26 protein-coding genes are annotated in these 26,073 nt (G+C 64.3%); 20 read left to right on the top strand and 6 right to left on the bottom strand.

Annotation, left to right across the window (positions count from 1 at the left end; translation table 11 throughout):
- Positions 1 to 2 precede the first annotated feature (2 nt).
- Positions 3 to 1,067 (bottom strand): efflux RND transporter periplasmic adaptor subunit, encoded by a 1,065-nt coding sequence (locus tag HQN78_RS14780; protein WP_235084605.1) that lies wholly within the window; start codon positions 1,065 to 1,067, stop codon positions 3 to 5.
- Position 1,068: 1 nt separating this feature from the next.
- Entirely contained in the window at positions 1,069 to 1,725 is a 657-nt protein-coding gene (locus HQN78_RS14775) for a TetR/AcrR family transcriptional regulator (RefSeq protein ID WP_107798049.1), read from the bottom strand.
- Between the two features lie 180 nt (positions 1,726 to 1,905).
- Here HQN78_RS14775 and argB point away from each other — a divergent pair, with 180 nt between their 5' ends.
- Positions 1,906 to 2,775 (top strand): acetylglutamate kinase, encoded by an 870-nt coding sequence (gene argB, locus HQN78_RS14770; protein ID WP_370646552.1) that lies wholly within the window; start codon positions 1,906 to 1,908, stop codon positions 2,773 to 2,775.
- A gap of 147 nt (positions 2,776 to 2,922) precedes the next feature.
- Positions 2,923 to 3,357, top strand: coding sequence for a CBS domain-containing protein (locus HQN78_RS14765; RefSeq protein ID WP_048414414.1), 435 nt, complete (start codon positions 2,923 to 2,925; stop codon positions 3,355 to 3,357).
- 23 nt (positions 3,358 to 3,380) lie between these two features.
- On the opposite strand, the gene HQN78_RS14760 is transcribed toward HQN78_RS14765, so the two are convergent.
- Complete coding sequence (locus HQN78_RS14760) at positions 3,381 to 4,148, bottom strand: IclR family transcriptional regulator (protein WP_235084603.1); 768 nt, start codon at positions 4,146 to 4,148, stop codon at positions 3,381 to 3,383.
- A 130-nt stretch (positions 4,149 to 4,278) separates the two neighbouring features.
- On the opposite strand from HQN78_RS14760, the gene HQN78_RS14755 reads away from it, so the two are divergent.
- The 8 genes from HQN78_RS14755 (at position 4,279) to ylqF (ending at position 13,607) form a co-directional block, all read left to right on the top strand.
- A complete protein-coding gene (locus HQN78_RS14755) occupies positions 4,279 to 5,496 on the top strand; it encodes an acyl-CoA dehydrogenase (protein WP_235084600.1) in 1,218 nt (405 codons plus the stop codon).
- Between the two features lie 111 nt (positions 5,497 to 5,607).
- A complete protein-coding gene (locus HQN78_RS14750; protein ID WP_235084598.1) occupies positions 5,608 to 6,801 on the top strand; it encodes a CaiB/BaiF CoA-transferase family protein in 1,194 nt (397 codons plus the stop codon).
- Between the two features lie 60 nt (positions 6,802 to 6,861).
- A complete protein-coding gene (locus HQN78_RS14745; protein WP_235084596.1) occupies positions 6,862 to 9,246 on the top strand; it encodes a mechanosensitive ion channel domain-containing protein in 2,385 nt (794 codons plus the stop codon).
- Positions 9,247 to 9,347: 101 nt separating this feature from the next.
- Complete coding sequence (locus tag HQN78_RS14740; protein WP_227108533.1) at positions 9,348 to 10,967, top strand: electron transfer flavoprotein-ubiquinone oxidoreductase; 1,620 nt, start codon at positions 9,348 to 9,350, stop codon at positions 10,965 to 10,967.
- Between the two features lie 287 nt (positions 10,968 to 11,254).
- Positions 11,255 to 11,821, top strand: coding sequence for a hypothetical protein (locus HQN78_RS14735; RefSeq protein WP_235084593.1), 567 nt, complete (start codon positions 11,255 to 11,257; stop codon positions 11,819 to 11,821).
- A 43-nt stretch (positions 11,822 to 11,864) separates the two neighbouring features.
- On the top strand, positions 11,865 to 12,203 hold the full coding sequence (locus HQN78_RS14730) for a DUF4870 domain-containing protein (protein ID WP_107801617.1): 339 nt from the start codon (positions 11,865 to 11,867) through the stop codon (positions 12,201 to 12,203).
- A gap of 251 nt (positions 12,204 to 12,454) precedes the next feature.
- A complete protein-coding gene (locus HQN78_RS14725; RefSeq protein WP_019100859.1) occupies positions 12,455 to 12,667 on the top strand; it encodes a DUF3820 family protein in 213 nt (70 codons plus the stop codon).
- 4 nt (positions 12,668 to 12,671) lie between these two features.
- Positions 12,672 to 13,607 carry a ribosome biogenesis GTPase YlqF gene (gene ylqF, locus HQN78_RS14720; RefSeq protein ID WP_107798056.1) on the top strand — a complete coding sequence of 312 codons (936 nt, stop codon included), beginning with the start codon at positions 12,672 to 12,674 and terminating at the stop codon, positions 13,605 to 13,607.
- A gap of 63 nt (positions 13,608 to 13,670) precedes the next feature.
- On the opposite strand, the gene HQN78_RS14715 is transcribed toward ylqF, so the two are convergent.
- The 3 genes from HQN78_RS14715 to HQN78_RS14705 form a co-directional block, all read right to left on the bottom strand.
- Positions 13,671 to 14,357, bottom strand: coding sequence for a response regulator transcription factor (locus HQN78_RS14715; RefSeq protein ID WP_227106769.1), 687 nt, complete (start codon positions 14,355 to 14,357; stop codon positions 13,671 to 13,673).
- Positions 14,335 to 16,251: a sensor histidine kinase gene (locus HQN78_RS14710; protein ID WP_235084591.1), complete on the bottom strand. Its 1,917-nt coding sequence runs from the start codon at positions 16,249 to 16,251 to the stop codon at positions 14,335 to 14,337. Before HQN78_RS14710 ends, HQN78_RS14715 begins: the two co-directional genes overlap by 23 nt.
- A 133-nt stretch (positions 16,252 to 16,384) precedes the next feature.
- Entirely contained in the window at positions 16,385 to 17,326 is a 942-nt protein-coding gene (locus HQN78_RS14705; protein WP_235084589.1) for a LysR family transcriptional regulator, read from the bottom strand.
- 132 nt (positions 17,327 to 17,458) lie between these two features.
- On the opposite strand from HQN78_RS14705, the gene mdcA reads away from it, so the two are divergent.
- From mdcA to madM, 10 genes are all read left to right on the top strand, one after another.
- A complete protein-coding gene (gene mdcA / locus HQN78_RS14700; RefSeq protein WP_235084588.1) occupies positions 17,459 to 19,114 on the top strand; it encodes a malonate decarboxylase subunit alpha in 1,656 nt (551 codons plus the stop codon).
- Positions 19,114 to 20,058 (top strand): triphosphoribosyl-dephospho-CoA synthase, encoded by a 945-nt coding sequence (locus HQN78_RS14695; RefSeq protein ID WP_235084585.1) that lies wholly within the window; start codon positions 19,114 to 19,116, stop codon positions 20,056 to 20,058. Before mdcA ends, HQN78_RS14695 begins: the two co-directional genes overlap by 1 nt.
- Positions 19,989 to 20,312 (top strand): malonate decarboxylase subunit delta, encoded by a 324-nt coding sequence (locus HQN78_RS14690; RefSeq protein ID WP_235084583.1) that lies wholly within the window; start codon positions 19,989 to 19,991, stop codon positions 20,310 to 20,312. The genes HQN78_RS14695 and HQN78_RS14690 overlap by 70 nt, the downstream gene beginning before the upstream one ends.
- Positions 20,299 to 21,171 carry a biotin-independent malonate decarboxylase subunit beta gene (locus tag HQN78_RS14685; protein WP_235084580.1) on the top strand — a complete coding sequence of 291 codons (873 nt, stop codon included), beginning with the start codon at positions 20,299 to 20,301 and terminating at the stop codon, positions 21,169 to 21,171. The genes HQN78_RS14690 and HQN78_RS14685 overlap by 14 nt, the downstream gene beginning before the upstream one ends.
- The gene (locus HQN78_RS14680; RefSeq protein ID WP_235084576.1) at positions 21,168 to 22,586 is read left to right on the top strand and encodes a M20 family metallopeptidase; all 1,419 of its coding nucleotides are present in this window, start codon (positions 21,168 to 21,170) and stop codon (positions 22,584 to 22,586) included. Before HQN78_RS14685 ends, HQN78_RS14680 begins: the two co-directional genes overlap by 4 nt.
- Positions 22,587 to 22,661: 75 nt before the next feature.
- A complete protein-coding gene (locus tag HQN78_RS14675; protein ID WP_235084572.1) occupies positions 22,662 to 22,964 on the top strand; it encodes a hypothetical protein in 303 nt (100 codons plus the stop codon).
- On the top strand, positions 22,949 to 23,980 hold the full coding sequence (locus HQN78_RS14670; RefSeq protein ID WP_235084570.1) for an MFS transporter: 1,032 nt from the start codon (positions 22,949 to 22,951) through the stop codon (positions 23,978 to 23,980). Before HQN78_RS14675 ends, HQN78_RS14670 begins: the two co-directional genes overlap by 16 nt.
- 51 nt (positions 23,981 to 24,031) lie before the next feature.
- Positions 24,032 to 24,862: a biotin-independent malonate decarboxylase subunit gamma gene (gene mdcE / locus HQN78_RS14665; RefSeq protein ID WP_235084567.1), complete on the top strand. Its 831-nt coding sequence runs from the start codon at positions 24,032 to 24,034 to the stop codon at positions 24,860 to 24,862.
- Positions 24,856 to 25,233, top strand: a complete 378-nt coding sequence (gene madL / locus HQN78_RS14660) for a malonate transporter subunit MadL (protein ID WP_235084565.1) — start codon at positions 24,856 to 24,858, stop codon at positions 25,231 to 25,233. Before mdcE ends, madL begins: the two co-directional genes overlap by 7 nt.
- 2 nt (positions 25,234 to 25,235) lie before the next feature.
- Positions 25,236 to 26,000, top strand: coding sequence for a malonate transporter subunit MadM (gene madM, locus HQN78_RS14655; RefSeq protein WP_235084563.1), 765 nt, complete (start codon positions 25,236 to 25,238; stop codon positions 25,998 to 26,000).
- Positions 26,001 to 26,073: the final 73 nt, after the last annotated feature.

Here is a 26,073-nt window from a genome sequence, read left to right as displayed (position 1 = left end):
TATCAGCGCTCCAACAGTTTCACGGCCTGGCCGTCGCGCAGCAGGTGGATGCCGGCGGTGACGATCTTGTCGCCCGCTTGCACGCCCTGGGACAAGGTGGCGGAGTCGGCGTCGACGCGGCTGACCGTCACCGCGCGGCGGGCAACTTTGCCGTTGGCGGCGATCAGCCAGACATAGTGCTTGCCCTGCTCGTCCAGCAGCGCGGTCAGCGGCAGCCGCATCTGCGAGTCGGCGGCGTCCGGCAGCGCAACGCTGGCGGTCATCCCCAGTTGCAGACGGCTGGAATCGCCGCCGATGGCGACGCGCGCCGGATAGGTGCGGGTGGCCGGGTCGGCGTCGGCCGCCAGTTCGCGCAGCGTGCCCGTCATCGGCGCGCCGCCGTTCCACAAGCGCACCTGGAACTGTCCGGCGCGGCGCACCTTGTCCAGCGCGTTTTCCGGCACCTGGATCGCGGCCTCGCGCGGGCCGTCTTGGGACAGACGCGCCATCGGCTGGCCGGCGGCCACCACCAGGCCGGGTTCGGCGGCCATCTGGCTCAGCACGCCGTCGGCGTCCGCCACCAGGCTGGTGTAGCCGGTCTGATTGCGGCTGGCCGCCAGCTGGGCCCTGGCCTGGTCCACCTTGGCGCGGGCGGCGTTGACCGCGTTTTGCTGGCCGTCCACCTGGGACTGGCTGACGAACTGCTTGGCCAGCAGCTCGCGGTAGCGTTTCAGATTCAGCTCCTGCTGGCCGAGATCGGACTGCGCGGCGGCCAGTTGAGCTTGTTTGGCCGACAGGTCCAGCGCGTAGTCGCTGGGGTCCAGCCGCGCCAGCGTCTGGCCTTTCTTCACCCGGTCGCCGCTATTGGCCAGCTTGGCCACCACCTTGCCGGCCACGCGGAAGGCCAGATTGGTCTCGTGGCGGGCGCGGATTTCGCCGGCGTAGCTGTCGCCCTGCTGCTGGGCGGCGGCGCCGGCCACCACGTAGCGGACCGGGCGCGGCGCTTCCGGCGGCGCCTCCGGCTTGCTGCAGGCGGCGAGGGTCAGGCTGGCGATGCCCAGCCAGAGGCAATGAGCGGCAGTTTTCATGTCAATTCTCGTAGGTGGGATTCTTCAGGCCCTGCAGCACCAACTGCAGGGCTTCGCTCAGGTGCGCGCGGGAGTATTGATGCGAGTAGCCGCAGACATCGGGCACCACCTTGGCGAAGGAGTGGGCCCAGGTCATCGCCATCACCAGCGGCGCCAGCAGGGCGTCGCTGCTGCTGGCGATGGGCAGGACGCGGAATTCCCCGCTGTCCATGCCGCGGCGCAGAATGTGCTCGACCATGCGCAGACAGGGCGAGATCACTTCCGTGGTGTAGAAACGCGCCAGCTCCGGAAAGTTGGTGGCTTCGGCGATGGCCAGCTTGCACAGGCCGGCGGCGGGCGTGGCGCCCACTTCGTCCCACCATTTGAGCAGCAGAATCTGCAGCAGCTCGCCCACCGGGCCGGTGTGTTGCTGCTCCAGTTCGACAAAGGCGCCGAGACGGCTGGACAGATGGTGGCGGACCATGGCCTTGAAGATTTCTTCCTTGTTCTGGAAGTACAGATAGGGCGTGCCCTTGGTCACGCCGGCGGCGCGGGCGATGTCTTCCATCTTGGTGGCGCTGAAGCCTTTCTCTACGAACAGGGCCAGCGCGGCGTCCAGGATTTCGCTGGGACGGGCGTCTTTTTTGCGCTGCCAGCGCGAGGCGGGGGCTTGGGCCATGGCGATATAGCTGAATTCTGGTTCATTAATAATGTGGACTGTATTGCATAATGCCGTTGTTCTGCAATTAATAAATCACAGTTCATTAACAAGCTTGATTAAAATGCAACAGATCAGACCATTGGGTCAGAACCGTCATCTCGCCGGCCGGCAACGGCCGGCGCAACCATGGAGAACGCCGTGCCGACCGACGCAGCAGAAAAAGCCCTGATTCTTGCCGAAGCCCTGCCCTATATCCGCCGTTTCGCCGGCAAGACCCTGGTCATCAAGTACGGCGGCAACGCGATGACCGACGCGGCTTTGAAAGAGGGCTTCGCCAAGGACGTGGTGTTGCTCAAGCTGGTGGGCATCAACCCGGTGGTGGTGCACGGCGGCGGACCGCAGATCAATGAGCTGCTGAACCGCGTTGGCAAGCAGGGCGAGTTCATCCAGGGCATGCGCGTGACCGACTCGGACACCATGGACCTGGTGGAAATGGTGCTGGGCGGCCTGGTGAACAAGGAAATCGTGTCTCTGATCAACAAGCACGGCGGCAAGGCCGTGGGCCTGACCGGCAAGGACGGACATTTCATTCGCGCCAGCAAGATGTATTTGAAGTCCGAGACCGACGATGAGATCGACATCGGCCAGGTGGGCGAAATCTCCAGCATCGATCCGGCGCTGGTGTCCTTGCTGGACAGTCAGGACTTCATCCCGGTGGTGGCGCCGATAGGCGTTGGCGAAGACGGCGAGGCCTACAACATCAACGCGGATCTGGTGGCCGGCAAGCTGGCGGAGACCCTGGGCGCGGAAAAACTGGTGCTGATGACCAATACTCCGGGCGTGCTGGACAAGAACGGCAAGCTGTTGACCGGGCTGTCGGCGCAGCAGGTGGACGGCTTGTTCGCCGACGGCACCATACACGGCGGCATGCTGCCCAAGATCAGCTCGGCCTTGGACGCGGCGCGCAACGGCGTCAACGCGGTGCACATCATCGATGGCCGCGTGCCGCACGCGCTATTGCTGGAGATCCTGACCGACGCCGGCGTCGGCACCATGATCCGGGCTTGAGGCGAGGCTCCGCCCCGGCAGGGCGCCGCGCGCTTACCGAGGCGCCGCAGCCTGCGCTATAGTGGATTGGTAGGCGCTCGTCCGCGTCGCCAAGCGGCGGGCGGGGCCACGGGAACGGCCGGATTGCCGGTTTGAAAGGGGACATGCATGCAAACGGTAAGACAGTTGTTGGACAGCAAGCCAAACCGAGCCTTGGTCTACGTGAACCCGGACAGCACGGTGTTCCAGGCCTTGCAGGTGATGGCGGAAAACGACATCGGCGCGGTGTTGGTGATGGAGGAGGGCGGCATCGTCGGCATCTTCTCTGAGCGAGACTACGCGCGGCGCATCGTATTGCAGGGCCGCACCTCGGCCGGCACCAAGGTGCGCGACATCATGACCAGCCGCGTGGTCTACGTGACGCCCAGCCAGACGCTGGACGACTGCATGGGCCTGATGACGGAAAAGCGCATTCGCCACCTGCCGGTGTTGGAAGGCAGCGACGTGATGGGCATGTTGTCGATCGGCGACCTGGTGCGCGCCACCATCGAAGAGCAGGAGCAGGTGATCAACCACCTGGTCCATTACATCCAGTCCGCCTGAGCCCGGCGAACGGAGCCGCGCGCTCAGCCCAGCGGCGCCAGCCGCTGACGCAAGGCCTTCAAGGCCGGCGCGATGCGTTCGCGCATCGCGCCTTCGCTCAAGGCGAAGGCCGGGCCGCTGGCGTTCAAGGCCATCGGCGCCTGACCGGGCACGGCCAAGTGCACGCCCACGGCCATCACATCCGGTTCGTATTCTCCGAAAGACGCTGAATAACCCTGGCGCAGATAGGCCTGGCGGGCCTCCTCCAGGCGCGCGCCTATTTCCGGCCACTCCGCGCCGTAGCGCGCGGCCAGCAGCGCTTGCAGCTTGGGCTGCTCCGCCGCCGGCAAGCCGGCGTAATAAGCGCGGCCGATGGCGGTGGTGGCCAAGGGCACCCGCGAGCCCACGGTCAATTGCACCGAGATGCGGGCCGGGCTGCGGCAGGTTTCCAGATACACCATATCGCTGCCGTCGCGCAGCGCCAGGCTGATGGACAGGCCTTGCTCCAGCGCGAACTCGCGCATCAGCGGCCCGGCGATCTGGCGGATGTCGTAGCTGGCGAGCACCGTGGAGCCCAAGGCCAGCACCGCCAGTCCCAGCCGGTAGTAGCCGCTGGCTTCGTCCTGCGCCAGATAGCCCAGGCGGGTCAGAGTGTAGCTCAAACGCGACACTGTTGATTTGGGCAGGCCGGTGCGTTTGGCCAGCTCCTGATTGGACAGCGCCAGTTCGCCGGGGCGAAACGCCGCCAGCACTTCCAGTCCGCGCGCCAGCGCGGTGACGAACAGCCTGTCCTTGTCCGTTTCCAAATCCATTGAATCCATCTTGTTTCGTGAGCCTCCGCTTGGGTTGCGCGCCGGGGGCGGGCGTCGAGTTTCGCAAAAACGCTTTACATCCGTCCAGGCGACGATTAGCCTATTCTGCAATGTGAAACCAAGTTCCGCAATGCGGAACAAGCAACGCGGAGACAGAACCTATGGCAGCCCCTCCAGTCGCGCGCCGTTCAGCTGGGACGATCCTTTGCTTTTGGCCGAATGCCTGAGCGAAGAAGAACGCATGGTGCAGCAGAGCGCCCATGACTACTGTCAGGACAAGTTGTTTCCGCGGGTGTTGAGCGCCAACCGCGAAGAACGCTTCGACCGCGAAATCATCAACGAGATGGGCGAGCTCGGCCTGCTCGGCTGCACCATAGAAGGCTATGGCTGCGCCGGCCTCAACCACGTGGCCTACGGCCTGGTGGCGCGCGAAGTGGAGCGGGTGGATTCCGGTTACCGCTCGGCGATGAGCGTGCAGTCCAGCCTGGTGATGCATCCGATCTGGGCTTACGGCTCGGACGCGCAGAAGGATAAATACCTGCCGCGGCTGGCCAGCGGCGAATGGCTGGGCTGTTTCGGCCTGACCGAACCGGATTCCGGCTCGGACCCGGCCAGCATGAAGACGCGGGCGCGCAAAGTGGACGGCGGCTATCTGCTCAACGGCAGCAAGATGTGGATCACCAACAGCCCGCAGGCCGATGTGTTCGTGGTCTGGGCCAAGGACGACGAAGACGAAATCCGCGGCTTTGTGCTGGAGAAGGGCATGGCCGGGCTGTCCGCGCCCAAGATCCACGGCAAGTTCTCGCTGCGCGCCTCCATCACCGGCGAGATCGTGATGGACGACGTGCTGGTGCCGGAAGACGCCATCCTGCCGGGGGTCAAGGGTTTGAAGGGGCCGTTCGGCTGCCTGAACAAGGCGCGCTACGGCATCGCCTGGGGCGCGCTGGGCGCCGCCGAATTCTGCTGGCACGCGGCGCGCCAGTACACGCTGGACCGCAAGCAGTTCGGCCGTCCGCTGGCCGCCAATCAATTGATCCAGCTGAAACTGGCCAATATGCAGACCGAGATCGCCCTGGGCCTGCACGCGGCGCTGCGCGTGGGGCGCCTGATGGACGAAGGCAAGGCCGCGCCGGAAATGATCTCGCTGATCAAGCGCAACAACTGCGGCAAGGCGCTGGACATCGCCCGGCTGTCGCGCGATATGCACGGCGGCAACGGCATCGCCGACGAATTCCACGTGATCCGCCATGTGATGAACTTGGAGGCGGTCAACACTTACGAAGGCACGCACGATGTGCATGCCTTGATTCTGGGCCGAGCCCAGACCGGTATTCAGGCGTTTGCCTGATAAGCCGGCGCGGCCGGGAGGCCGGCCGCGCCGTTATTCCTGTCTGTCCTTGGAGGCCCGGCTTGCCGGGCCGCTTTTTTTTCGATGGGCTGCATGTATCGGGAGACGCAGATGACGGGCGCGCTGGAAGGCATCAAGGTATTGGATTTGTCCAGGGTATTGGCGGGGCCGTGGACCGGCCAGTTGCTGGCCGACCTGGGCGCGGAAGTGATCAAGGTGGAGCGCCCGGGCTGCGGCGACGATACCCGGCAATGGGCGCCCCCCAGCCTGCCGGACGGCACCGCCGCTTATTTTCTGTGCGCCAACCGCGGCAAGAAATCGCTGACCGTGGACATCGCCAAGCCGGAGGGGCAGGAGATCGTCCGCCGGCTGGCCGCCGACGCCGACGTACTGATTGAAAACTACAAGGTGGGTGGGCTGGCCAAGTACGGGCTGGACTACGCCAGCCTGGCCGAACTCAACCCGCGGCTGGTGTATTGCTCGGTCACCGGCTTCGGCCAGGACGGGCCGTACGCGCAGATGGCCGGCTACGACTACATCGTGCAGGGCATGTCCGGCCTGATGAGCATCACCGGCCCGGCCGACGGAGAGCCGCACAAGGTGGGCGTGGCGGTCACCGATCTGTTCACCGGGCTCTACGCAGCCAACGCGATCCAGGCCGCGCTGTGGGCGCGGCAAGGCAGCGGGCGCGGCCAGCATATCGATATGGCCTTGTTCGACTGCGCGCTGGCGATGCTGGCCAACGTCAATATGAACTGGCTGGTGGGCGGCGCGGTGCCGCCGCGCCTGGGCAACGCCCATCCCAATATCGTGCCCTACCAAGTATTCAAATGCGCCGGCGACGGCCACTTCATCCTGGCCTGCGGCAACGACCGCCAGTTCCGCTCGGTGTGCGAGCTGATAGGCCGGCCGGAACTGGCCGACGACGCCCGTTTCGCCAGCAATCCGCAGCGCGTCGCGCACCGGGACGAGCTGGTGCCCTTGCTGGCCGCCGGCTTTCTGGCTCAGCCGCGCGACGCCTGGCTGGCGCGGCTGGATCAGGCCGGCGTGCCCTGCGGACCGATCAATACCGTGGACGAGGCCTTCGCCGATCCGCAAATCCGGCATCGTCAGATGCAGATCGAACTGCCGGGCCTGGACGGCCAGGCCGTGCCCCTGGTGGCCTGCCCGATCAAACTGTCGGACACGCCGCCGCAATATCGCGAGGCGCCGCCCCGGCTGGGCCAGCACACCGACGCCTTGCTGGAGAAGGCTGGCTACGGCGCCGAGGACATTGCCCGCCTGCGCGGGGCGGGCGTGATCTGAGGCGAGGTAATGCCTTTGGCATGGTTTGGGCCTGGGTGCCGCGCGCGGATTCGTGCGAAAATGCGCCGTCGAGTTGCCGCCGGCGGTCTGCGCCGGGGCAAGGTCCACCGCTTGTTCAATGAAATGCCTAGCGTGAAGAGCCGCTTCTTTGCCGTCTGTTGCCTGTTTGCCGGGCTCTTGTCCTGCGCCGGGGCTTACGCCGCCTTGCCGGCCGCGTCCAGACCCGCGGCCAAGCCGGCGGCTTCGGCGCCCGCGGTCAGCGTGGCGGACAAGCTGTCCGAGGCGCAGCAGGCGCTGGATCAATTGGAAACCATCAAGCTGGACAAGTTGCCGGCCGGCGTCACCCCGGGCGAGTTGTTGTTCCGCCGCGCCTTGCTGGAACGCTTGGTGGCGTCTTACGCCTGGCAGCTGGATCTTGCGGGGGAACGCGATCAGAGGCTGAGGCAGCAAGCCGAGGCCGAAGAGGCCTTGCGGAACTGGAGCGGCTTTGCGCAAGCCGGCCCCTATCCGGTGTCCTTGGTGGAGGGCTTGCGCAGCCGCCTGCAGACCGGCGGCTGGGAAAAGGATACCCAGCAGGCGCAGCAACTGATGTTGTCGCAGATGCAGGAGGCGATGCGCAACAGCCTCAAGCTCAACGAGGTGAGTCTGCGCCAGGCGCGGGAGCAGTTGGAAGGGGCCGCGGCCGGCGAGGCCGAGGCGCTGCGCTGGCGGATGGACGGCGCGCGCTGGCGCCGCGACATCAGCGCGTCGGAACTGCTGCAGTTCGACGCCTTGGGGCAGGTGCTGCGCATCCGTCAGCAGACCTTGCAGGCGCAGTTGGACTTGTGGCGGAAGCAACTGGACGGCGTCGGCAAACAGGTGCGTTTCCAGCCAGCGGAACTGGACGGGGTGCAACGGCGCTTGGGAGAGGAACGCCTGCGCCTGGAGCGGGAGATGAGCGCGCACGAGCAGCGCCGCCGCCGGGTCAAGGCCGAGCTGGAGGAACTGGAGCGGCAGTTGGCGGCCTTGAAGCAGAAAAAGGACGCGCCGGCGCAGGCCGCGCTGTTACAGGATTTGACCCAGCGCACAGTCGAGCAGCGCCAGGCTCTGGACAATAGCGACCTCGCGGTGCAGCTGATGCGCATCCGTCAGGAGGCGAACTCGCAGGAGGGCGGCATCTGGGAGTACCGCTACCAGTTGTACGCGGGCAAGGCGGCCAATCTGGCCGAGGTGGCCAGCGCCAGCCGTCAGGCCGGCGAGGAATTGGGCGCGGTGCGCGACTACCTGCAAAAAGAGGCGGAGCTGACCATGGCCAAGATGGCGGACGTGCAGCATGAAGTCGGCCTGGACCGCGGCGGCGGCCACGCGCTGGCGATGCTGCAACTGCTGCGCCAGCGGCTGGACATCGTCAACGCCGCCCAACAGCCGGTGCAGGCGGCCTTGACCGGCATTCTGCTGTTGCAGCAGGAGTTCGACGTCGGCGCGCCGGCGGAGGGCACGCCGCAGGAGGTGTCCCGCCGGCTGAGCGAGCGCGTGTTGCAAGCGGCGCGGGCGCTGTGGAATTATGAACTGTTCAGCGCCGACGACAGCGTGGAGATCAACGGCCAGAAAGTGCAGGCCACCCGCAGCGTGACCATAGGCAAGAGTCTGGGCGCCATCCTGGTGCTGCTGATAGGCTACGCCGCCAGCACTGCGCTGCTGCGCGCTTTGCGGCGCTTGGCCACGCATAGGCTGGGTTTCAGCGAGGCCGCCGCCAATATCTGGTGGCGCTGGAGTTATGTCTGCGTGATCGCCCTGCTGGTGGTGTTCGCGCTCAATCTGGTCAAGATTCCGCTGACGGTGTTCGCCTTCCTGGGCGGTGCCTTGGCGATCGGCATCGGCTTCGGCACTCAGAACCTGCTGAAGAACCTGATCAGCGGCGTGATGCTCTTGGTGGAGCGGCCGCTGAAAGTGGGCGATTTCGTCCAGGTCGGCGGCATCAGCGGCACCGTCAGCAGCATAGGGCTGCGTTCTTCGGTGGTGCGCGCAGGTGACGGCATCGAGACGCTGATCCCCAACTCCACCTTCGTGGAGAGCGCGGTGACCAACTGGACTTACAGCAACCGGCGGATTCGCCGGAAAATCGCCATCGGCGTGGCTTACGGCAGCCCGCCGCGCGAGGTGTGCAATCTATTGCTGGCGGAGGCGGAGCGTCACGGCCTGGTGCTCAAGGAGCCGCCGCCGCGGGTGTTGTTCAGCAACTTCGGCGCCGACGCGCTGGAGTTCGAGCTGGAGTACTGGCTGGACATCGGCGACGCCGATTCCGTGCTGGTGGCCAGCGATCTGCGTCACATGATAGACGGCGCGCTGGCCAAGGCCGGCATCGAGCTGCCCTTCCCGCAGCGCGATGTGCATTTGCAACAGGATGAGCCTTTACAGATTGAAGTCAGACGGGCGACCGGCGGTCGGGCGTCTGACAGTTTTTAAACGGTTGTTTGATTTTTGATCGCGCGCCATGCAACATGCATGCGGTAGCGGGGCTTTTGAACCCGGCGCGCGATTAAGGAGATGCAGTGGAACGCGATTACATGGAATACGATGTGGTGATCGTCGGCGGCGGCCCCTCCGGGCTGACCGCGGCGATTCGCCTGAAGCAGCTGGCGGCGGAGCAGGGCCGGGAGATCAGCGTCTGTCTATTGGAGAAGGGCTCGGAAATCGGCGCCCACATCCTGTCCGGCGCGGTGATCGAACCGCGGGTGCTCAATGAGCTGATCCCGGACTGGAAGGAAAAAGGCGCGCCGCTGAACACCGAGGCCAAGTCCGACCGTTTCCTGTTGTTGACCGAAACCGAATCCATTCAGCTGCCGACGCCGCCGCAGATGCACAATCACGGCAACTACATCGTCAGCCTCGGCAATTTCTGTCGCTGGCTCGGCCAGCAGGCCGAGGAATTGGGCGTGGAGATCTACCCCGGATTCGCCGCCGCCGAAGTGCTCTATCACGAGGACGGCTCGGTCAAGGGCGTGGCCACCGGCGACATGGGCATCGGCAAGGACGGCGAGAAAACCGACGCCTGGCAACCTGGCATGGAGCTGTGGGCCAAGCAGACCATCTTCGCCGAAGGCTGTAGGGGCTCCTTGACCAAGACGCTGTTCGAGCGTTTCCGCCTGCACGACGGCGCCGATCCGCAAACCTACGGCATCGGCATCAAGGAATTGTGGGAGGTGCGGCCGGAACTGCATCAGCCGGGCAGCATCACCCATACCGTGGGCTGGCCGGTGGACACCGCCACCTACGGCGGCTCCTTCATGTACCACCTGGACAATAATCAGGTGGTGGTCGGCTTCGTCATCGGCCTGGATTACCAGAACCCCTATCTGTCGCCGTTCGATGAATTCCAGCGCTTCAAGACCCATCCGGCCATCCGCAAGGTGTTCGAAGGCGGCCGCCGGCTGTCTTACGGCGCGCGCGCGCTGACCGAGGGCGGCCTGCAAAGCCTGCCGCGGCTGACCTTCCCCGGCGGCCTGCTGGTGGGCGACACCGCCGGCTTCCTCAACGTGCCCAAAATCAAGGGCACCCATACCGCGATGCAGTCGGCGATGCTGGCGGCGGAAGCGGTGTTCGAACTGCTGGGCCAGGAGCAGCCGGCGCGCGAAGCCACCGCCTACAGCCAGAAATTCAAGCAAAGCTGGCTGCACGAGGAACTGCACCGGGTGCGCAATATCCGGCCCTCGTTCCGCTGGGGTCTGTGGCCGGCGATGATTTATTCGGCGCTGGACACCTTTTTGTTCCGCGGCAAGGCGCCGTGGACGCTGCGCCACCACCAGGCCGACCATCAGAGCCTGAAGCCGGCCGACGAGTGCGCGCCCATCGCCTATCCCAAGCCGGACGGGGTGTTGACCTTCGACCGCCTGTCCTCGGTGTTCATTTCCAACACCAATCACGGCGAAGACCAGCCGCCGCACCTGAAGCTGAAGGACGCCAGCGTGCCGGTGCAGTTCAATCTGGCCAAGTACGACGCGCCGGAACAACGCTACTGCCCGGCCGGGGTGTATGAGATCGTCGGCCGCGAAGAGGGCGAGCCGCGCTTGCAGATCAACGCGCAGAACTGCGTGCATTGCAAGACCTGCGACATCAAGGACCCGACCCAGAACATCGTCTGGACCGTGCCTGAGGGCGGCGGCGGCCCCAACTATCCCAATATGTAAGCGGGATGGTCTGGCGAAACCCCGGAGCATGCTCCGGGGTTTTTCTTGACAAGCCGGGCCTATTGTTGGCAGCATGCACGACATGACCCAATCTTTCGCCTTCTTCAACAGCTATTTTTATTGGTACCGCACACCGGCGGCGCCAAGGGATGGCTGTGGACTGAAAGATTGACCCAGCACTAGTAAAGATTCCCGATAAATGCCGCCGCGCTACCGGCGGCATTTGTTTTTCCTCCCCGAAATACATGACCTCCGGAAGCCAGGCCAGACCCCAGGAGGTCCGTTCCATGAATGAAGTCAGCGATGCCGCGCAAATCGCGCGCCAGTCTTGGTCCCTGCTGTGTCCCAGCGACGCCGTTCCGGTGAAAGTGTTGACCGACGGCGAACGCTACGCCAACCACCCGGCGCCGGACGCCGCGTGGATGGCCGCCGCGCGGCGCGACGGCGGCGTGCTGGAAAGCCGGCTGCCGCAGCTGCGCGCGATGGCCATGCTGCTGGCCGCGCAACGCTGGCGCGAACGGAGCGGGGAGACGCCGGCGCGGCTGGCCGACGCGGCGGATTGGCTGGCCGCGCGCATTCTGCTGCTGGGCCTCAGCCACGTACTGGTGACGGCGGAGAGCTTTGCTCGGCTGGATCTGGCGAACCGCCGCTGCCGCGCTTGGTCGGAACAGATCGGCCTGCCGTTCGCGCCGGCCTTGCCCATTCTGGTGGCGGACGCCGGCGGCGAATCGTGCTTGCAGGCCTGGAGCCGCAGCGCCGAGGTGGCGCTGGCCCTGGCCGGCGGCAGAGGGGGAGCGGCGTTGACGCGGCATTGCGAACAGCGCTTGCAAGCGCTGCTGGCTAGGGTATCTTGATAATTGTTTCGCATAAATTTTGAGCCGGGGAGGCATGATGTCCATGGACGTGATCACGCAAGAAGACGAACGCAAACTGAACAATCTGACCCTGGTGGTCTATATCCTGCAGGCAATCAGCCTGTTTGTCGGCCTGACCGGCCTGGTGGCGGTGATCATCAACTACGTCAAGCGCGACGATGTGCGCGGCACGCGCTATGAAAGCCATTTCAGCTGGCAGATCCGCACCTTCTGGTGGGCCTTGCTCGGCACCGTGTTGGGCGTGGCGCTGGCCTGGATCCTGGTGGGCTTCGTGATTTTGGGCGTTACCTGGGTGTGGTACGTGTACCGCATCGTGCGCGGTTTCCTGAATTTCAACGACGGCAAGCCGATGCCGGAGTGAGCGGTTTCCGGACAAAAAGAGCGGGCGCGGGCATATGCAATGCCCGGCGCCCGGCAAGGTTCTGCGCGAACCGGAAAATGGGCGGCCGGCGAGCCGCTGGTTTTTGAAAGCCGCCTACATGCTAAACCGCGCGCCTGGCCGCCCCCAGCAAAACCCGGCCGGCGCTTGCGCCATGTCAAGCCAGGGGCGCGGGCATGGCCAGCGGGCCGCGGTTTTGGCACAATGCGCAGGCTGTTTGAACGAGAGGCGCAATGCAAGCCGATGATTTGCAAAGCCTGGTGACCCGGGCCATGCCGTTTGGCAAACACAAGGGCACGCTGATCTGCGACCTGCCCGGCAACTATCTGAACTGGTTCGCCCGCGAAGGCTTTCCTCCCGGCGAAATTGGCCGCCTGCTGCAATTGATGCAGGAGCTGGACCATAATGGCCTAACCTATCTACTTGATCCGATAAGAAAGCGCTAGAAGCATGGCAATCCAATGGTTCCCCGGCCATATGAACAAGGCCCGCAAGGATGTGGCCGAGCGATTGAAAGACATCGACGTGGTCATTGAAATGCTGGACGCGCGGCTGCCGGCTTCCAGCGCCAATCCCATGCTGGCGCGCATGGCCAAGGGCAAGCCGCGGCTGATGATTCTGAACAAACAGGACCTGGCCGACGCCGCCGCCACCCAGCAGTGGCTGGACTGGTATCGCGCCAAGAAAAATACCCAGGCGCTGGGCATGGACGCCGGCGAGCGCGCGCCGGCGCAAAAGCTGGTGGCCGCCTGCCGCGAGCTGGCGCCGACGCGCGGCGGCCTGGAAAAGCCGCTGCGGGTGTTGATCTGCGGCATTCCCAATGTGGGCAAGTCCACGCTGATCAACAGCATGAGCAGCCGCAAGGTGGCCAAGACCGGCAATATGCCCGGCGTCACCAAGAACGAGCAGCGCATCATCCTGGCCGACGACGTGGAGTTGTTCGACACCCCGGGCATGCTGTGGCCCAAGATCGAGGTGGAAGAGGGCGGCTACAATCTGGCGGCCAGCGGCGCGGTGGGCCGCAACGCGATGGATGAAGAGGAAGTGGCGTTGGAGCTGCTCAAGTATCTGATGCAGCACTACACGCCGGAGCTGAGCGCGCGCTACAAGCTGGACGACATCGCCGGTCAGCAGGATTGGCAGGTGCTGGAAATGATAGGCCGCAAGCGCGGCGCGGTGCAGTCCGGCGGCAAGATCAATGTGCAGAAGGCGGCCGAGATCGTGCTGACCGATTTCCGCGACGGCAATATCGGCCGCATCACGCTGGAACGGCCGGAAGAATGGCTGGCCTGGGAAAAGCGCGCCAAGGAATTGGCCGCCATCCGCGCCGCCGAACGCGAAGCCCGGCAACAGGAGCGGGACAGCAAGAAGTCCGGCCGCCGCTGAGCCTGCGTCCCTTCTTGCTCCGCCCAAGCGCGGCCCATTGCGGGCCGCGTTTTTTTTGCAGCCTCAAAGCGGCTGGCAGGGCTCGCTGAAACCATAGCCCACGCCCCTGGCCGCCAGGATGGGGTTGTGTTGCGGCGCGATGCCGCTGAGCTTGCGCCGCAGACGGCTGATCAGGGTTTCCAGTCTGCGTTCGTCGTAATGAAGATAATTGGCGCCCAGCGCCTCCGCCAGTTCGCGACGGTGCGCCGGTTCCGGCGCGCGCCGCAGCATCGTGCTCATCACCTGATGTTCCGCATGGGTCAGGTGCAGCTGCTGGCCGTTGGGCGCGGTCAGCGTGCGGTTGGCGGCGTGGTAACGCCAGCCGTCGGCGCGCTCCGCCGCGTCGCCGTCCAGCCGCCGCAGCACGCTGGCCAGCGTGGCCAGCAATTCCGCCAGCGGCGTCGGTTTGACCAGATAGGCGTCGGCACCTTGCTGCAGGCCCTGCACCTTGTCGTCCAGCGCGCCGCGCGCGGTGAGCATGACTTGCCCCAGGCCGGGGTGGCTGGCGCGCAGCCGCCGGCTCAGCGCCATGCCGTCGATATCGGGCAAGCCCAGGTCCAGTATCAGCAGCCGGCAGGGATGTTCGGCCAGATGCCGTTCCAGCTCCTGGCCGCAGGCGAGGCCGGTGGCCTGGTAGCCGCAGCGCTTGAGCTGGAACAGCAGCTCTTCGCGCAGGTCCGGGTTGTCTTCAAGCAAGGCTATGTGCGTCATGAGCGGCTTTCGGTAGATGCAAGATGAAGCTGGCGCCGTGCGGCCAGTGAGGGTCCAGGCCCAGCTCGCCGCCGTGTTGGACGGCGATGCGCCGCGCCAGGTGCAGGCCCAGTCCCAGGCCGGGACGGTTGCTGGTTTCCGCCAAGCGGGTGAAGCGCTGGAAAATCGCTTCTTCCTGGCCCGGCGCGATGCCGGGGCCGTAGTCGCTGATTTGCCAGACGATGTGGTCGGCGAGGCGGTGGACGCCGATCTGGATGGGCGTGTCCGGGTGCGCATATTTCAGGGCGTTTTCCATCAGGTTCTGCAGCAGCATCGTCAGCAGTTGGTCGTCGCCGCACAGCGGCATGCGCGCGCCGCCGCTTTGCAGCCAGAAGCGCCGCTGCGCGTCCGCGTCCAGTTGTTCCAGGCTGCGCCGGGTCAGCTCCAGCAAATCCAGCGGGCGGCTGTGCAGGCCGGCGTCGCTCACATCGGCGCGGCCGTGTTGCTCGGCCAGCCGCATCAATTCCTGCATCCGCTGCAAGGCGCGCTGGATGCGTTCGTGGCGCGCCTGCCGCTGCGCCAGCACCGGCGGCGCCGGCGCGTCCTCTTCCAGCAGGCGCAGGCTGCTGCTGGCGGCGTCGATGATGGCCACAGGGGTGCGGATTTCATGGGTGATCATCGCCAGCAGATCGGCCTGCTCTTCGCGCGCCTCGCGCTGACGCAGGCTGTCGGCCTGGGCCTGGCTGGCCTGATGCAGCGCCTCGATGCGTTCGCGCTCCAGCGTGCGCATGCGCAGGAACAGGCCGATGTAGAGCAGGGTGATGGGCGGCAGATCGGCCAGGCGGCCGTATTCCTGGATCCAGGATTGATAGGGGATGTGTCCCAGATGCAATAGCAGCGCGGGGATGTTGAGCGCCAGATTGGTGGGCAGATGCAGCGCGATCAAGCGGTCGCCGCTGTCGTTGCGTCGCCACAGCCGCCAGCAGACCGGCAGGGTCAGCAGATTGATGACGATGATGGCGTAGAGGGTGACCGGAATGCTGTAAGCGAGGCCAAAGGGCCAGAACAAGGCGCTCAGCACGGTGGCGGCGCCGGCGGCGGCCTGCAGCTGGTATAGCCGGTAGGTGCGGGGATAGTCGCGCTTCAGTTCCAGCAGATGGGCGAAATAGGCGCAGCCCAGCATGACGGCGGCGCCCAGACCGACGTAATTGCACAGCAGCGCGATCTGGGGCTGTTCCGGAAACAGCAGCAGGCGGGCCATGCCGTCGGTGGCGAAGCGGTGGCAGGCCACCGCCAGGATGTAGCCGAACAGCTTGGCGTGCTGCGCCCGGCGGGTGATCAGCCAGGCCGCCAGCGCGATCAGCACCATGGTCAGCATATAGCCGTAGATCAGACCCAATTGCAGCAGGCGCTGATTGTTGTGGGCGGCCAGTTCCGCCTCGCTCCACAGGCGCGGCTGCGCGTTCAAGGCCAGCGACTGGACTTTGACGAAGACCGTTTGCTCATGCGGCAGCAGGGAAAAGCTGGCGGCGATCAGCGGCAGCTCCATCGCGGACACCGGACGCCAGGAACCGATGTCCCGTCGTTGCCAACCGCCGTCCGGCAGCCGCTGATACAGGCTTAGCCGCGCCAAATAGCTGGGAATCAGCTCCAGCCAGGGCCGGGGCGGCACATCGCTTAGCTTGAGCCGCAGCCAGCAGGTGTCGTGCCCGTAGCCGCGCGCCAGTTTGCCGTCCGGCAGCGGCTGGAAACGCGTCTGCCAGCCGGCGCTGGCGACGCGGTCTATGTCCAGGCCGGCGTCGGCGCTGCAATAGACGGCGGCATCCCGTTCGCTGAAAGTCCGGAAGCCGGCATGCGCGACGCCGCCGGCCAAGAGCAGGCACAGCAGCAGCAATGTCGACAGCGCGCGTGTCATCGGGTCAACGGCTCGAAGTTCGGGATTGGGGCGACATTGTGACGGCAATGTCATTTCTTGTCAGTGACTATTGGTGGTTATTTGGAAAATTTAATACCGTATAGTTATAGCAAAAATGACATTGGGTTGTTTCTTATACCCTAGTGTTCGAGTGTGAAATCTGTGGGGAATGATGGCGGCCATAGAGGCGGCATTCCGCCGCAAGCGCCAGCAAATTAGGGTCGCGTTCGCGTTTGCTGGCCATGAGCAAATGAATGCGCTGGGTTCGGCGATACTGAGCGGTCAGCGGAATCAACTGCAACTGCGGGCCGAACAAGGCCACGCGGCGTGGCAGCAAGGAATAGCCTATGCCGCCGCACACCAGATTGCTCAGCGAAAAAATGTCAGCTACGCGCATCACCACATTGGGCTGGATGCCTGCTATCGCAAAAGCCTGGGCAAAATCCTGGCCGGTGGCAAAGGTGTCGTGCAAGGTGACGAAAGGCAGGCCGCGCAGCGTCGCCAAGTCAATGCTTTGGAATTGACTCCAAGGTGAGTTCAGCGGTGCGGCGAAGCAGATTTCGTCCTCAAACATGGGGATGCTTAAGCACGCCAATCCGGTGCTAGGCTCCCGCTCAACGATGACGATGGCGTCCAGCGCGCCGTCAGCCAGCTTTTGTCGCAACTCCTGATTGGACGCCAGGGTCAGGTCCACCGTCAACTGCGGCCGGCGCGTCTTCAGGCCGGCCAAAATACGCGGCAGCGCGCCGGCGGTCAGCGAGTACAGGGCGCCCACTCGCAGCCTGGCCGATCCGAAACCGGCCGCCTCCCGGGTTTGGCGCACGCCGTCCTCCAATTCCAGCAAGGCCCGCTCCGCGCTAAGCAGCAAAGCCTGAGCGGACTCCAGCGGAACGAGCCGACGGCCGCTGCGCTGGAACAGCGGGCAGGCCAAGGCTTGTTCCAGCGAGTGCAGGGCGCGGTGCACGCTGACCGGACTTTGCCCCAAAGCCTCCGCCGTGCGGCTCATGTTTCCCAGGCGCATGAAGGTCAGGAACACGCTCAGTTTTTTCAGCGTGACTTCGTCATAAGTCCACATGCGACCTCCAGGCGGGTGATCTGAAGCCCATCGTTAACTTATTAGTAATGATGCGCCAGTGTGCTTGATTGATGGCCGCATTGCCAAGTCCGTATGGTAGTCGCATTGCGTGAGGGCTTGGAGGAGGACCTCATGAGTGAAACTGGCGATTGGGGACTGCGACGGCAGGACAAGCAGCGGCGGATAGAGCGCTTGAAGGGGATGGCGTCGGGCAAGCAGTTGGCCGCTGCCGACATCGTTGCCGCTTTGCATGTTTTGCTGCAGTCGGGCGACAAGGTCGTGCTGGAGGGCAATAACCAGAAGCAGGCTGATTTCCTGTCGCGGGCTCTGGCACAGTTGGAGCCGGGACGGGTGTGCGATCTGCACATGATCATGCCCTGCGTTAGCCGCAGCGAGCATCTGGACGTGTTTGAGCGCGGCATTGCCCGGCGGCTGGATTTTTCTTTTGCCGGGCCGCAAAGCCTGCGCATCAGCCAGTTGCTGGAAGACGGCTTGTTGGAGATCGGCGCGGTTCACACCTACATCGAGCTGTATGCGCGGCTGGTGGTGGATTTGCGGCCCAATGTGGCCTTGGTGGCCGGTTTCAGCGCCGACCGCGCCGGCAATCTCTATACCGGTCCCAGCACCGAAGACACACCGGCTCTGGTCGAGGCCACCGCGTTCAGCAACGGCATCGTCATCGCGCAGGTCAATCAAGTGGTCGACGATGTTTCCGATCTGCCGCGCGTCGACATTCCCGGCGATTGGATCGACTTCGTGGTGGCGGCGGACCGGCCCTTCCACATGGAGCCCTTGTTCACTCGCGATCCGCGGCACATCAAACCTTTGCAAGTACTGATGGCGATGTTGGCGATCCGCGGCATCTACCAGCGGCATCAGGTGCAGTCGCTGAATCACGGCATCGGCTTCAATACCGCCGCCATCGAATTGATTCTGCCCACCTATGGCGAGCGCTTGGGACTGAGGGGGAAGATTTGCCGGCATTGGGCGTTGAACCCGCACCCGACGCTGATTCCCGCGATAGAGAGCGGCTGGGTCGACAGCGTGCATTGCTTCGGCAGCGAAATGGGCATGGAGGATTATATCGCCGCGCGGCCGGACGTGTTCTTCACCGGCCGCGACGGCGCTTTGCGCTCCAATCGCCTGCTGTGCCAATTGGCCGGCCAGTACGGCGTGGATCTGTTCATCGGCGCCTCGCTGCAAGTCGACGGCGACGGCAACTCCTCCACGGTGACGCGCGGCCGGCTGGCCGGTTTTGGCGGCGCGCCCAATATGGGCCATGATCCGCGCGGCCGTCGCCACCCCACGCCGGCCTGGCTGGACATGCGGCCCCCTGCGCCGGAACCGATGCTGGAGCGCGGCCGCAAGCTGGTGGTGCAGATGGTGGAGACTTTCCAGGAAAACATGCAGCCGACTTTCGTCGACACGCTGGACGCGCTGGCGGTGGGCCGCGCCAGCGGCATGGCCTTGGCCCCGGTGATGATCTACGGAGACGACGTCACCCATTTGCTGACCGAGGATGGCATCGCCTATCTCTACCGCGCGGAGTCCCTGGAACAGCGGCGGCAGATGATTGCGGCGGTGGCCGGGGTCACGCCGATAGGACTGCGCAGCGATCCGTCGCAACGGGCCTGGATGCGCAGGCAGGGCTTGGTGGCTTTGCCTGAAGATCTGGGCGTGTCTCCTGGCGAGGCCGGCCGTGAATGGCTGGCCGCCAAAAGCATGGCCGAACTGGTGGAATGGTCCGGTGGTTTGTATCGCCCCCCTGCGCGGTTTCGGAGCGGATGATGCCGAGCCGGACCGAGCGGAGAGCGAGGCGTTTGTCCCCGGAGGCGCTGGCCGACGCCGCCGTAGCAGCCTTGCTGGCGGAGGCGGCGTTGACGCCCAAGCCGGGTTTGGTGGACCAGCGCGGCGGCGGCGCGCATCAAGACATGGATTGGGCTTTGCTGCGCAGTTCGGCTCAGGCCTTGCGTCCGGGTTTTCTGGCGATGGCGGAGGCGGGGGCGCAAGAAGGAGGGAGCGGCGACTTGCCGAGGCTGCGCGCCCGTATCGGCTTGGCGGGCAGGCAGGCCGAGGCGGCGATGCTGGCCGCCAGCGGCGGCATCAATACCCATCGTGGCGCGATCTGGGCCTTGGGCCTTTTGGTGACCGCCGCCGCCGCCTGGCCCGGGCTGACGTTGCGGACCCTGGCGTTGAGAGCGGGTGGCTTAGCGCGGATAGAGGATCCCGCGGCGCCTCCGTCGCTGTCCTTGCCGGGAGGGCGTGTTTGCGCCCGCTATGGGGTGGGTGGAGCGCGCCGCCAGGCGATTGCCGGCTTTCCGCAGGTGATCGACCATGGTCTGCCTGCCCTGCAAGCAGCGCGCCGGCGCGGTGTCGTCGAGGGACTGGCGCGGCTGGATGCGCTGCTAGCGATCATGCGGCAGTTGGACGATACCTGCCTATTGGCCCGCGGAGGCCGGCGCGGCCTGGTGTTGGCGCAAGGTGGCGCGGCTGCTGTGCTGCGGGCCGGAGGCTGCGCCAGCGAGGAGGGATGGCGGCTGTTGTTGAAACTGGACCAGAGCTTGCGCCGCCGGCGTTTATCGCCGGGAGGCGCCGCGGACTTGCTGGCGGCAACTTTAATGTTGGACGGCCTGGCGCAAGCGCCGGCAAAGGAGGGCCTGGAATGGAACGCTACACATTCTCTTACCCCGCAACGGCCAATCATGGCCTTAGGCGCGCGCTGGCCGGTGTAGTGGGGTCCGGAGATCTGGAGGTATTGCTGGAGCCGGCGCCGTCCGGCGACACCCTGGTTACGGTGAGCACCGCCTTGGCCGGCACCGAGCAGATCTGGCGGCGGGTGTTGGAGCGCGTGTTCGCCGAGACGGCGTGGCCGCCGGTCCGTTTGGATATTCATGATTTTGGCGCCAGTCCCGGAGTGATCCGCTTGCGGCTGGAGCAAGCGCTGGCGGCCAGCCGGGAGAGAGGAGGAAACGATGAGCGCTGCTGACATTCTGCAACGCGACAGCCTGAGCGAGTGCGGCGCACGTCAGCGGCTGCACAAACTGCTGGATCCCGGCAGCGTCCGTGAATTGTTGGATCCCTTTCAGCGCTTGGCGTCGCCATGGCTGGAGCGGCAGGGCATCGTCGCCCAGTCCGATGACGGCGTGGTAGCCGCGCGCGGCAGGCTGGACGGCCATGAAGTCGTCGCGTTGGCGATAGAGGGCGCTTTTCTCGGCGGCAGTCTGGGCGAAGTGTCCGGAGCCAAGATCGCCGGCATGCTGGAACTGGCCGCCGATGCCAATCGCGATGGCCGGCCGACGGCGGCCTTGCTGTTGTTGGAAACCGGCGGGGTCAGACTGCAGGAAGCCAATTTGGGCTTGGCCGCGATTGCCGACATCCATGCCGCGATTGTCGATCTGCGCCGCTACCGGCCGGTGATCGCGCTTAGCGTTGGACCGGTGGGCTGTTTTGGCGGCATGGGCATCGCCGCCGGCTTATGCAGTTACTTACTGTTGACTCGCGAAGCGCGCCTGGGGCTGAACGGGCCGGCGGTGATCGAGCAGGAAGCCGGGACGGCGGAGTACGACGCCAGCGATCGGCCCTTGATCTGGAGTTTGAGCGGAGGCGAGCAACGTCATGCCACCGGTTTGGCCGATGCGTGCTGCGTCGATGACCTAAGGGCGATCCGCCGACAAGTGCAGGACTGGCTGCGTTTGGGGCTGCCGCCTCGGCACCGTAGCGAGCGCATTGACTATTACCGTGCGAGGCTGGCGCAGCTGGATGCGAAGGCGCAGGCGGATGCGGGGCGAGCGCGGCTTGCGCTCTCCTTGGCGCAAGGCGATGCCATAGAGAGAGGATTGTCATGATGACTGGACAACAAGTCGCGGATCAGGCGCAGGCATTCTTTGACCGCGGTGAATTGCGGCAAGCGTTGGCGCGGCGGGTGGCGATGGCGACCGAAAGCCAAAACCCACAGGGCAGGGAGAGCTTGCTGCGGTATTTGCAAACTGAAATCGCCCCCGCCTTAAGCGCCATGGGTTTTACGTGTGAATTACTCGGCAATCCGGTGCAAGCCGATTGCCCGTTCTTGTTGGCGGAACGGCAGGAAGGGGATGGCCTGCCAACCTTGCTGTGCTATGGGCATGGCGATGTGGTGTTTGGGCAGGCGGAACAATGGCGCGAGGGCTTGCAGCCTTGGGTGCTGCTTGAAGAAGGCGACCGATGGTATGGCCGAGGCAGCGCCGACAACAAGGGCCAGCACACGATTAACTTCGCCGCCCTGCAGCAGGTGTCCCAGGCCAGGGGCGGGCGTTTGGGTTTTAACTGCAAAATCCTGTTCGAGATGGGCGAGGAAATCAGTTCTCCCGGTCTGGCGGAAATCTGCCGGCAGTATCAACAGCGTTTGGCCGCGGATATCTTCATCGCCTCGGATGGTCCGCGTTTAAGCGCGGAACGGCCCACCCTGTTTTTGGGTTCCAGGGGCAGCATTAACTTTCGACTGAGCTTGCAGGCGCGCCAGCAGGCCTACCACTCCGGAAATTGGGGAGGCTTATTGAGCAACCCCGCCATTCAATTGGCCAACGCTGTCGCCAGCCTGGTGAATGAGCAAGGGCAGATCCAGGTAAACGCTTTGAAACCCCCGGCGCTAAGCGCTGGCCTGAAGGCGCTGTTAAGCGATATTCCGTTTGAGCCACAGCCGGGAGACCCGCCGATTGACCCGCACTGGGGCGAGGCTGGTTTAAGTCCGGTGGAGAGAGTGTATGGCTGGAATAGCCTGGAGGTGTTGTCCTTCCTTGCCGGGGATCCGGCAAAGCCCGTCAATGCGATTCCTCCTTGCGCCACCGCGGTTTGCCAACTGCGTTTTGTCGTCGGCACGGATTGGCAAGCCTGCGGCCAATATTTGCGCCGGCATTTGGATTCGCATGGTTTTGAACAGGTGGAGGTTGAAGTGCTAAGCAGTTCCCTCGCCACGCGTTTTGATCCGGAAAGCCCATTGGTGGCATGGGCCTTGCAAATCATGCAACAAGCCTCCGGGAAAAAACCGGTATTGCTGCCCAATATCGGCGGCTCGCTGCCGAACGAGGTGTTCGCCGATATCTTGCAACTGCCCACCTTATGGGTTCCTCACTCTTATCCTGCTTGTGGGCAGCATGGTGCTAACGAACATATGTTGAAGTCCATCGCCAGAGAGGGTTTGCAAATCATGACGCGGCTCTATTGGGAGCTGGGCGAGTCGGGCGAGCATGTTCTGCAATTACTGGGAAAGGAGGCTGGGAAGTGAAATAGAGGGTCATTTCAGGCATGGCTAACAATATATTGCTCGCGAATGCGCTTCGCCGGGCAAAGAGGAGAGAACATGATGAATTCAGCTATAGCTACGCCGGATGAAAAAGTAATGGACAAACCTAATTTATACCGCACCTTGCTGGCCACATGCATTGGCAATGGCCTGGAGTGGTTTGATATTGCCATTTATGTGTTTTTCGCCAGCTATATAGGCCGTGCCTTTTTTCCCACCGAGGATGTCAGTAGTTCCTTATTAATCACATTCGCCAGCTTTGGCGTGTCTTTCATCATTCGTCCTTTAGGCGCGATTGTCTTGGGGCTTATGCGGACCGGGCCGGTCGCAAGGCTTCTTTGCTGGTGTCGATCTCGCTGATGATGTTGGGCAGTTTGATGATAGCCGTGATGCCCGGTTATGCCACGATAGGCATGGCCGCGCCGGTGTTGATCGTGCTGGCGCGCCTTATTCAGGGCTTCTCGGCGGGAGGCGAGTTTGGCAGTTCCACCGCTTTTCTGGTGGAGCACTTCCCCGAACGCAAGGCGTTTATCGCCAGTTGGCAGTTTGCCACGCAGGGGGCGAGCACGTTGTTGGCGGCGGCGTTCGGTATGGGGCTGGCGAGTGTTTTGAGCGAGCAAGAGATACAAGAGTGGGGGTGGCGCATTCCCTTCTTCTTCGGCCTGCTGATTGGCCCGGTTGGGCTGTATATTCGGCGTTATATCCATGAGCCCACCAGCTTTCAACGCGACCTTCAACAGGAGCTGCCGGCGAAGGAAATATTCTTAAGGCAAAAAACCTGGTTTTTCACTGCGATTGGGCTGATGATGGTTTCCACCGCCATTAATTACGTCATTAGTTATATTCCCACTTATGCCACCCAAAACTTGAAGTTGCCGAGTCTTGTCGCCTATACCTCTGCCTTTGTCGGCGGTGTAATCTTAACCGTGGTAACGCCGTTGGCTGGGTTGTGGGCGGAAAAAATAGGGCGCATTTCTTTGATGAAATGGTCGGTGCTGCTTGTAGTGCTCACCACATATCCTGGTTTCTATCTATTGGCTCAGCAGCCCAGTCAATTCAATTTGATATTGTTGGTGATGTGGTTGGCCTTGCTGAAGGCGCTGTACTTTTCCGTCATTCCTTCCGTGATGGCGGATCTCTTCCCATCTACCACCAGGGCCACAGGCATTGCCTTGAGCTACAACATAGCCGTTACCCTATTTGGTGGATTTGCGCCACTGATCTGCATTTGGCTGATTAAATTGACCGGCGATAATTTGGCTCCCAGTTATTACCTGGTGGTCTTGGGGGTGTTCAGCTTGATGGCGGTTTATCAAGCAAGAAAGAGTATTGGACAGAAAAAAACCGACGCCGATTTCAGTCAGGCAGGAACTTGACGGCCTATGCATGCCCTTTGGCCGGCAACAGTGTGATGGAGGCATGAGGAGATGGGAGAGCATTCAACATTGCAGAATCTGGCCAGCCGTTGGCTAACCGCGCTGAGCGGAGCGCAAGCGGCGGGCGGCGGCCCTTATGGCCCAGCCGTGCGGGTGGTCGATGCGCGCCTGGCGGGGCAGGCCGCGCGTTACATCGCCCTGGCGCCAGACCCAGGTAATCGTTTCGTCCGTGCGAGGCGGGGCGAGGCGGGGCTGGAACAGGGCTGGGCGCTGGCGCAGGCGGTGCGGGATTGCATGGCGGCGGATGCCGGCTGCGCCGACAAACGCGCCATTGTCGCGCTGATCGATACGCCAGGCCAGGCTTATGGCCGACGCGAGGAGGCTTACGGTATTCACTTGGCCTTGGCTGCGGCGGTGGACGCTTATGCCAGCGCGCGGCTGGTCGGCCACCCGGTGATTGGCCTGATCGTTGGCCAGGCGATGTCCGGAGGTTTGCTCGCCCACGGTCACCAGGCCAATCGCCTGCTGGCGCTGGACGCCGCCGAGGTGACGACGCAGGCGATGGGCAAGCAGGCGGCGGCCCAGGTGACGATGCGCTCGCTTGAGGCGTTGGAGGCGTTGGCGGCGGAACTGCCGCCTATGGCTTACGACATCCGCAGTTATGCCAGCTTGGGATTGTTGTGGCGTTTATTGCCGGTGGAGGCCATCCATGCTCCCACGGCGGCGGATATCGCGCGGGTTCGCGCGGCCTTGGGCGAGGCCCTGACCGATATCCGCCAGGCCGGCGACCAGGGGCGGCGACAAGGCGAGGCGATGGCGCAGAGGGCGTCGCGCCTGGTACGGCAACGGCTGTGCGAGCAATGGGAGCTGACATCATGGTGATCTATGGCACGGCTTTACTGGCGGCCTGCGTATTGTGCGGCCTGCTGTTGGGGGATGCGCTGGGGTGGCTAATTGGCGTCAAAGCCAATGTCGGCGGCGTGGGCTTCGCCATGCTGCTGCTGATCGCCAGCAGCGAGTGGCTGCGCGGGCGCGGCGCGCTGACGGCGCCCACGCAACAGGGCATTGCCTTTTGGAGCGCTATCTATATCCCGGTGGTGGTGGCGATGGCCGCCTTGCAAAACGTGGCGGCTGCTTTGCGGGGCGGCCTGGCGGCGGTATTGGCCGGGGGCCTGGCGGTGCTGGCTTGCGGCGTCTTGATCCCCTTGCTGGACCGCCGCGGCCGTTCCGGCGAGCCGGCGGCGGAGCCTTGAGCGTGGGCGCGTTGCTGGAGCAGGTGTTGCTCCGCAATGGCTTGCTGACCGCCTTCGCCGTCATTGGCCTGACCCTGTTGCTGTCCTACCGGTTGTCGGCGCGCTTATGCGCCGGGCGGATCCACGGTTCGGCCATCGCCATCTTGCTGGGCCTGGTGCTGGCCTATGTCTGCGGCAGCTGGACCGGCGGCGACAAGGGGGCCGCCGATGTGCCGGTATTGGCGGGCATCGGCTTGTTTGGCGGCGCGATGTTGCGCGACTTCGCCATTACCGCGACGGCGTTTGGCGTGGATGTGCGGGTTTTGCGGCAAGCGGGGGCGAGCGGTGGAGCAGCCTTATTGCTGGGGGTGCTGGTTTCGTTCGCGGCGGGCGCGGCGGTGGCCTTGGCTTTCGGTTATGACGATGCGGTGAGCGTGAGCACGATCGCGGCCGGAGCGGTGACCTATATTGTTGGCCCGGTGACCGGCGCGGCGATCGGTGCCGGTTCCGAGGCCATGGCGCTGAGCATTGCCGCGGGCCTGGTCAAGTCGATGCTGGTGATGGTGGCGACGCCGTTCGCCGCGCCGTTCATCGGCCTGGACAACCCTCGTACCGCGATGATCTTCGGCGGCCTGATGGGCACCACCAGCGGCGTGTGCGGCGGTCTGGCCGCCACCGATCCCAAGCTGGTGCCTTATGGCGCGATGACCGCCACGTTTTATACCGGTCTGGGCTGTCTGCTGGGGCCGTCCTTGTTGTTCCTCGCCGTGCGTGCGTTGATGGCTTGAGCGCCGGTTCACCATTGCGCGGGCAAGAGCGAGGCGAGGCGCGCTCGCCGTGGCGGCGCTCCACGCCGCGCGG

Source organism: Chromobacterium sp. Beijing (assembly GCF_021496765.1).
Taxonomy (GTDB): Bacteria; Pseudomonadota; Gammaproteobacteria; order Burkholderiales; family Chromobacteriaceae; genus Chromobacterium.
Note: the sequence above shows the minus strand (reverse complement) of the source record. Positions and strands in the feature narration are given on the sequence as shown.

Excerpts from the sequence above, each read along its gene's own strand:
- HQN78_RS14780 (WP_235084605.1), bottom strand. The coding sequence starts at position 1,067 with ATGAAAACTGCCGCTCATTGCCTCTGGCTGGGCATCGCCAGCCTGACC.
- HQN78_RS14775 (WP_107798049.1), bottom strand. The coding sequence starts at position 1,725 with ATGGCCCAAGCCCCCGCCTCGCGCTGGCAGCGCAAAAAAGACGCCCGT.
- HQN78_RS14765 (WP_048414414.1), top strand. The coding sequence starts at position 2,923 with ATGCAAACGGTAAGACAGTTGTTGGACAGCAAGCCAAACCGAGCCTTG.
- HQN78_RS14760 (WP_235084603.1), bottom strand. The coding sequence starts at position 4,148 with ATGGATTTGGAAACGGACAAGGACAGGCTGTTCGTCACCGCGCTGGCG.
- HQN78_RS14755 (WP_235084600.1), top strand. The coding sequence starts at position 4,279 with ATGCGGAACAAGCAACGCGGAGACAGAACCTATGGCAGCCCCTCCAGT.
- HQN78_RS14750 (WP_235084598.1), top strand. The coding sequence starts at position 5,608 with ATGACGGGCGCGCTGGAAGGCATCAAGGTATTGGATTTGTCCAGGGTA.
- HQN78_RS14745 (WP_235084596.1), top strand. The coding sequence starts at position 6,862 with ATGCGCCGTCGAGTTGCCGCCGGCGGTCTGCGCCGGGGCAAGGTCCAC.
- HQN78_RS14740 (WP_227108533.1), top strand. The coding sequence starts at position 9,348 with ATGGAATACGATGTGGTGATCGTCGGCGGCGGCCCCTCCGGGCTGACC.
- HQN78_RS14735 (WP_235084593.1), top strand. The coding sequence starts at position 11,255 with ATGAATGAAGTCAGCGATGCCGCGCAAATCGCGCGCCAGTCTTGGTCC.
- HQN78_RS14730 (WP_107801617.1), top strand. The coding sequence starts at position 11,865 with ATGGACGTGATCACGCAAGAAGACGAACGCAAACTGAACAATCTGACC.
- HQN78_RS14725 (WP_019100859.1), top strand. The coding sequence starts at position 12,455 with ATGCAAGCCGATGATTTGCAAAGCCTGGTGACCCGGGCCATGCCGTTT.
- ylqF (WP_107798056.1), top strand. The coding sequence starts at position 12,672 with ATGGCAATCCAATGGTTCCCCGGCCATATGAACAAGGCCCGCAAGGAT.
- HQN78_RS14715 (WP_227106769.1), bottom strand. The coding sequence starts at position 14,357 with ATGACGCACATAGCCTTGCTTGAAGACAACCCGGACCTGCGCGAAGAG.
- HQN78_RS14710 (WP_235084591.1), bottom strand. The coding sequence starts at position 16,251 with ATGACACGCGCGCTGTCGACATTGCTGCTGCTGTGCCTGCTCTTGGCC.
- HQN78_RS14705 (WP_235084589.1), bottom strand. The coding sequence starts at position 17,326 with ATGTGGACTTATGACGAAGTCACGCTGAAAAAACTGAGCGTGTTCCTG.
- mdcA (WP_235084588.1), top strand. The coding sequence starts at position 17,459 with ATGAGTGAAACTGGCGATTGGGGACTGCGACGGCAGGACAAGCAGCGG.
- HQN78_RS14695 (WP_235084585.1), top strand. The coding sequence starts at position 19,114 with ATGCCGAGCCGGACCGAGCGGAGAGCGAGGCGTTTGTCCCCGGAGGCG.
- HQN78_RS14690 (WP_235084583.1), top strand. The coding sequence starts at position 19,989 with ATGGAACGCTACACATTCTCTTACCCCGCAACGGCCAATCATGGCCTT.
- HQN78_RS14685 (WP_235084580.1), top strand. The coding sequence starts at position 20,299 with ATGAGCGCTGCTGACATTCTGCAACGCGACAGCCTGAGCGAGTGCGGC.
- HQN78_RS14680 (WP_235084576.1), top strand. The coding sequence starts at position 21,168 with ATGATGACTGGACAACAAGTCGCGGATCAGGCGCAGGCATTCTTTGAC.
- HQN78_RS14675 (WP_235084572.1), top strand. The coding sequence starts at position 22,662 with ATGATGAATTCAGCTATAGCTACGCCGGATGAAAAAGTAATGGACAAA.
- mdcE (WP_235084567.1), top strand. The coding sequence starts at position 24,032 with ATGGGAGAGCATTCAACATTGCAGAATCTGGCCAGCCGTTGGCTAACC.
- madL (WP_235084565.1), top strand. The coding sequence starts at position 24,856 with ATGGTGATCTATGGCACGGCTTTACTGGCGGCCTGCGTATTGTGCGGC.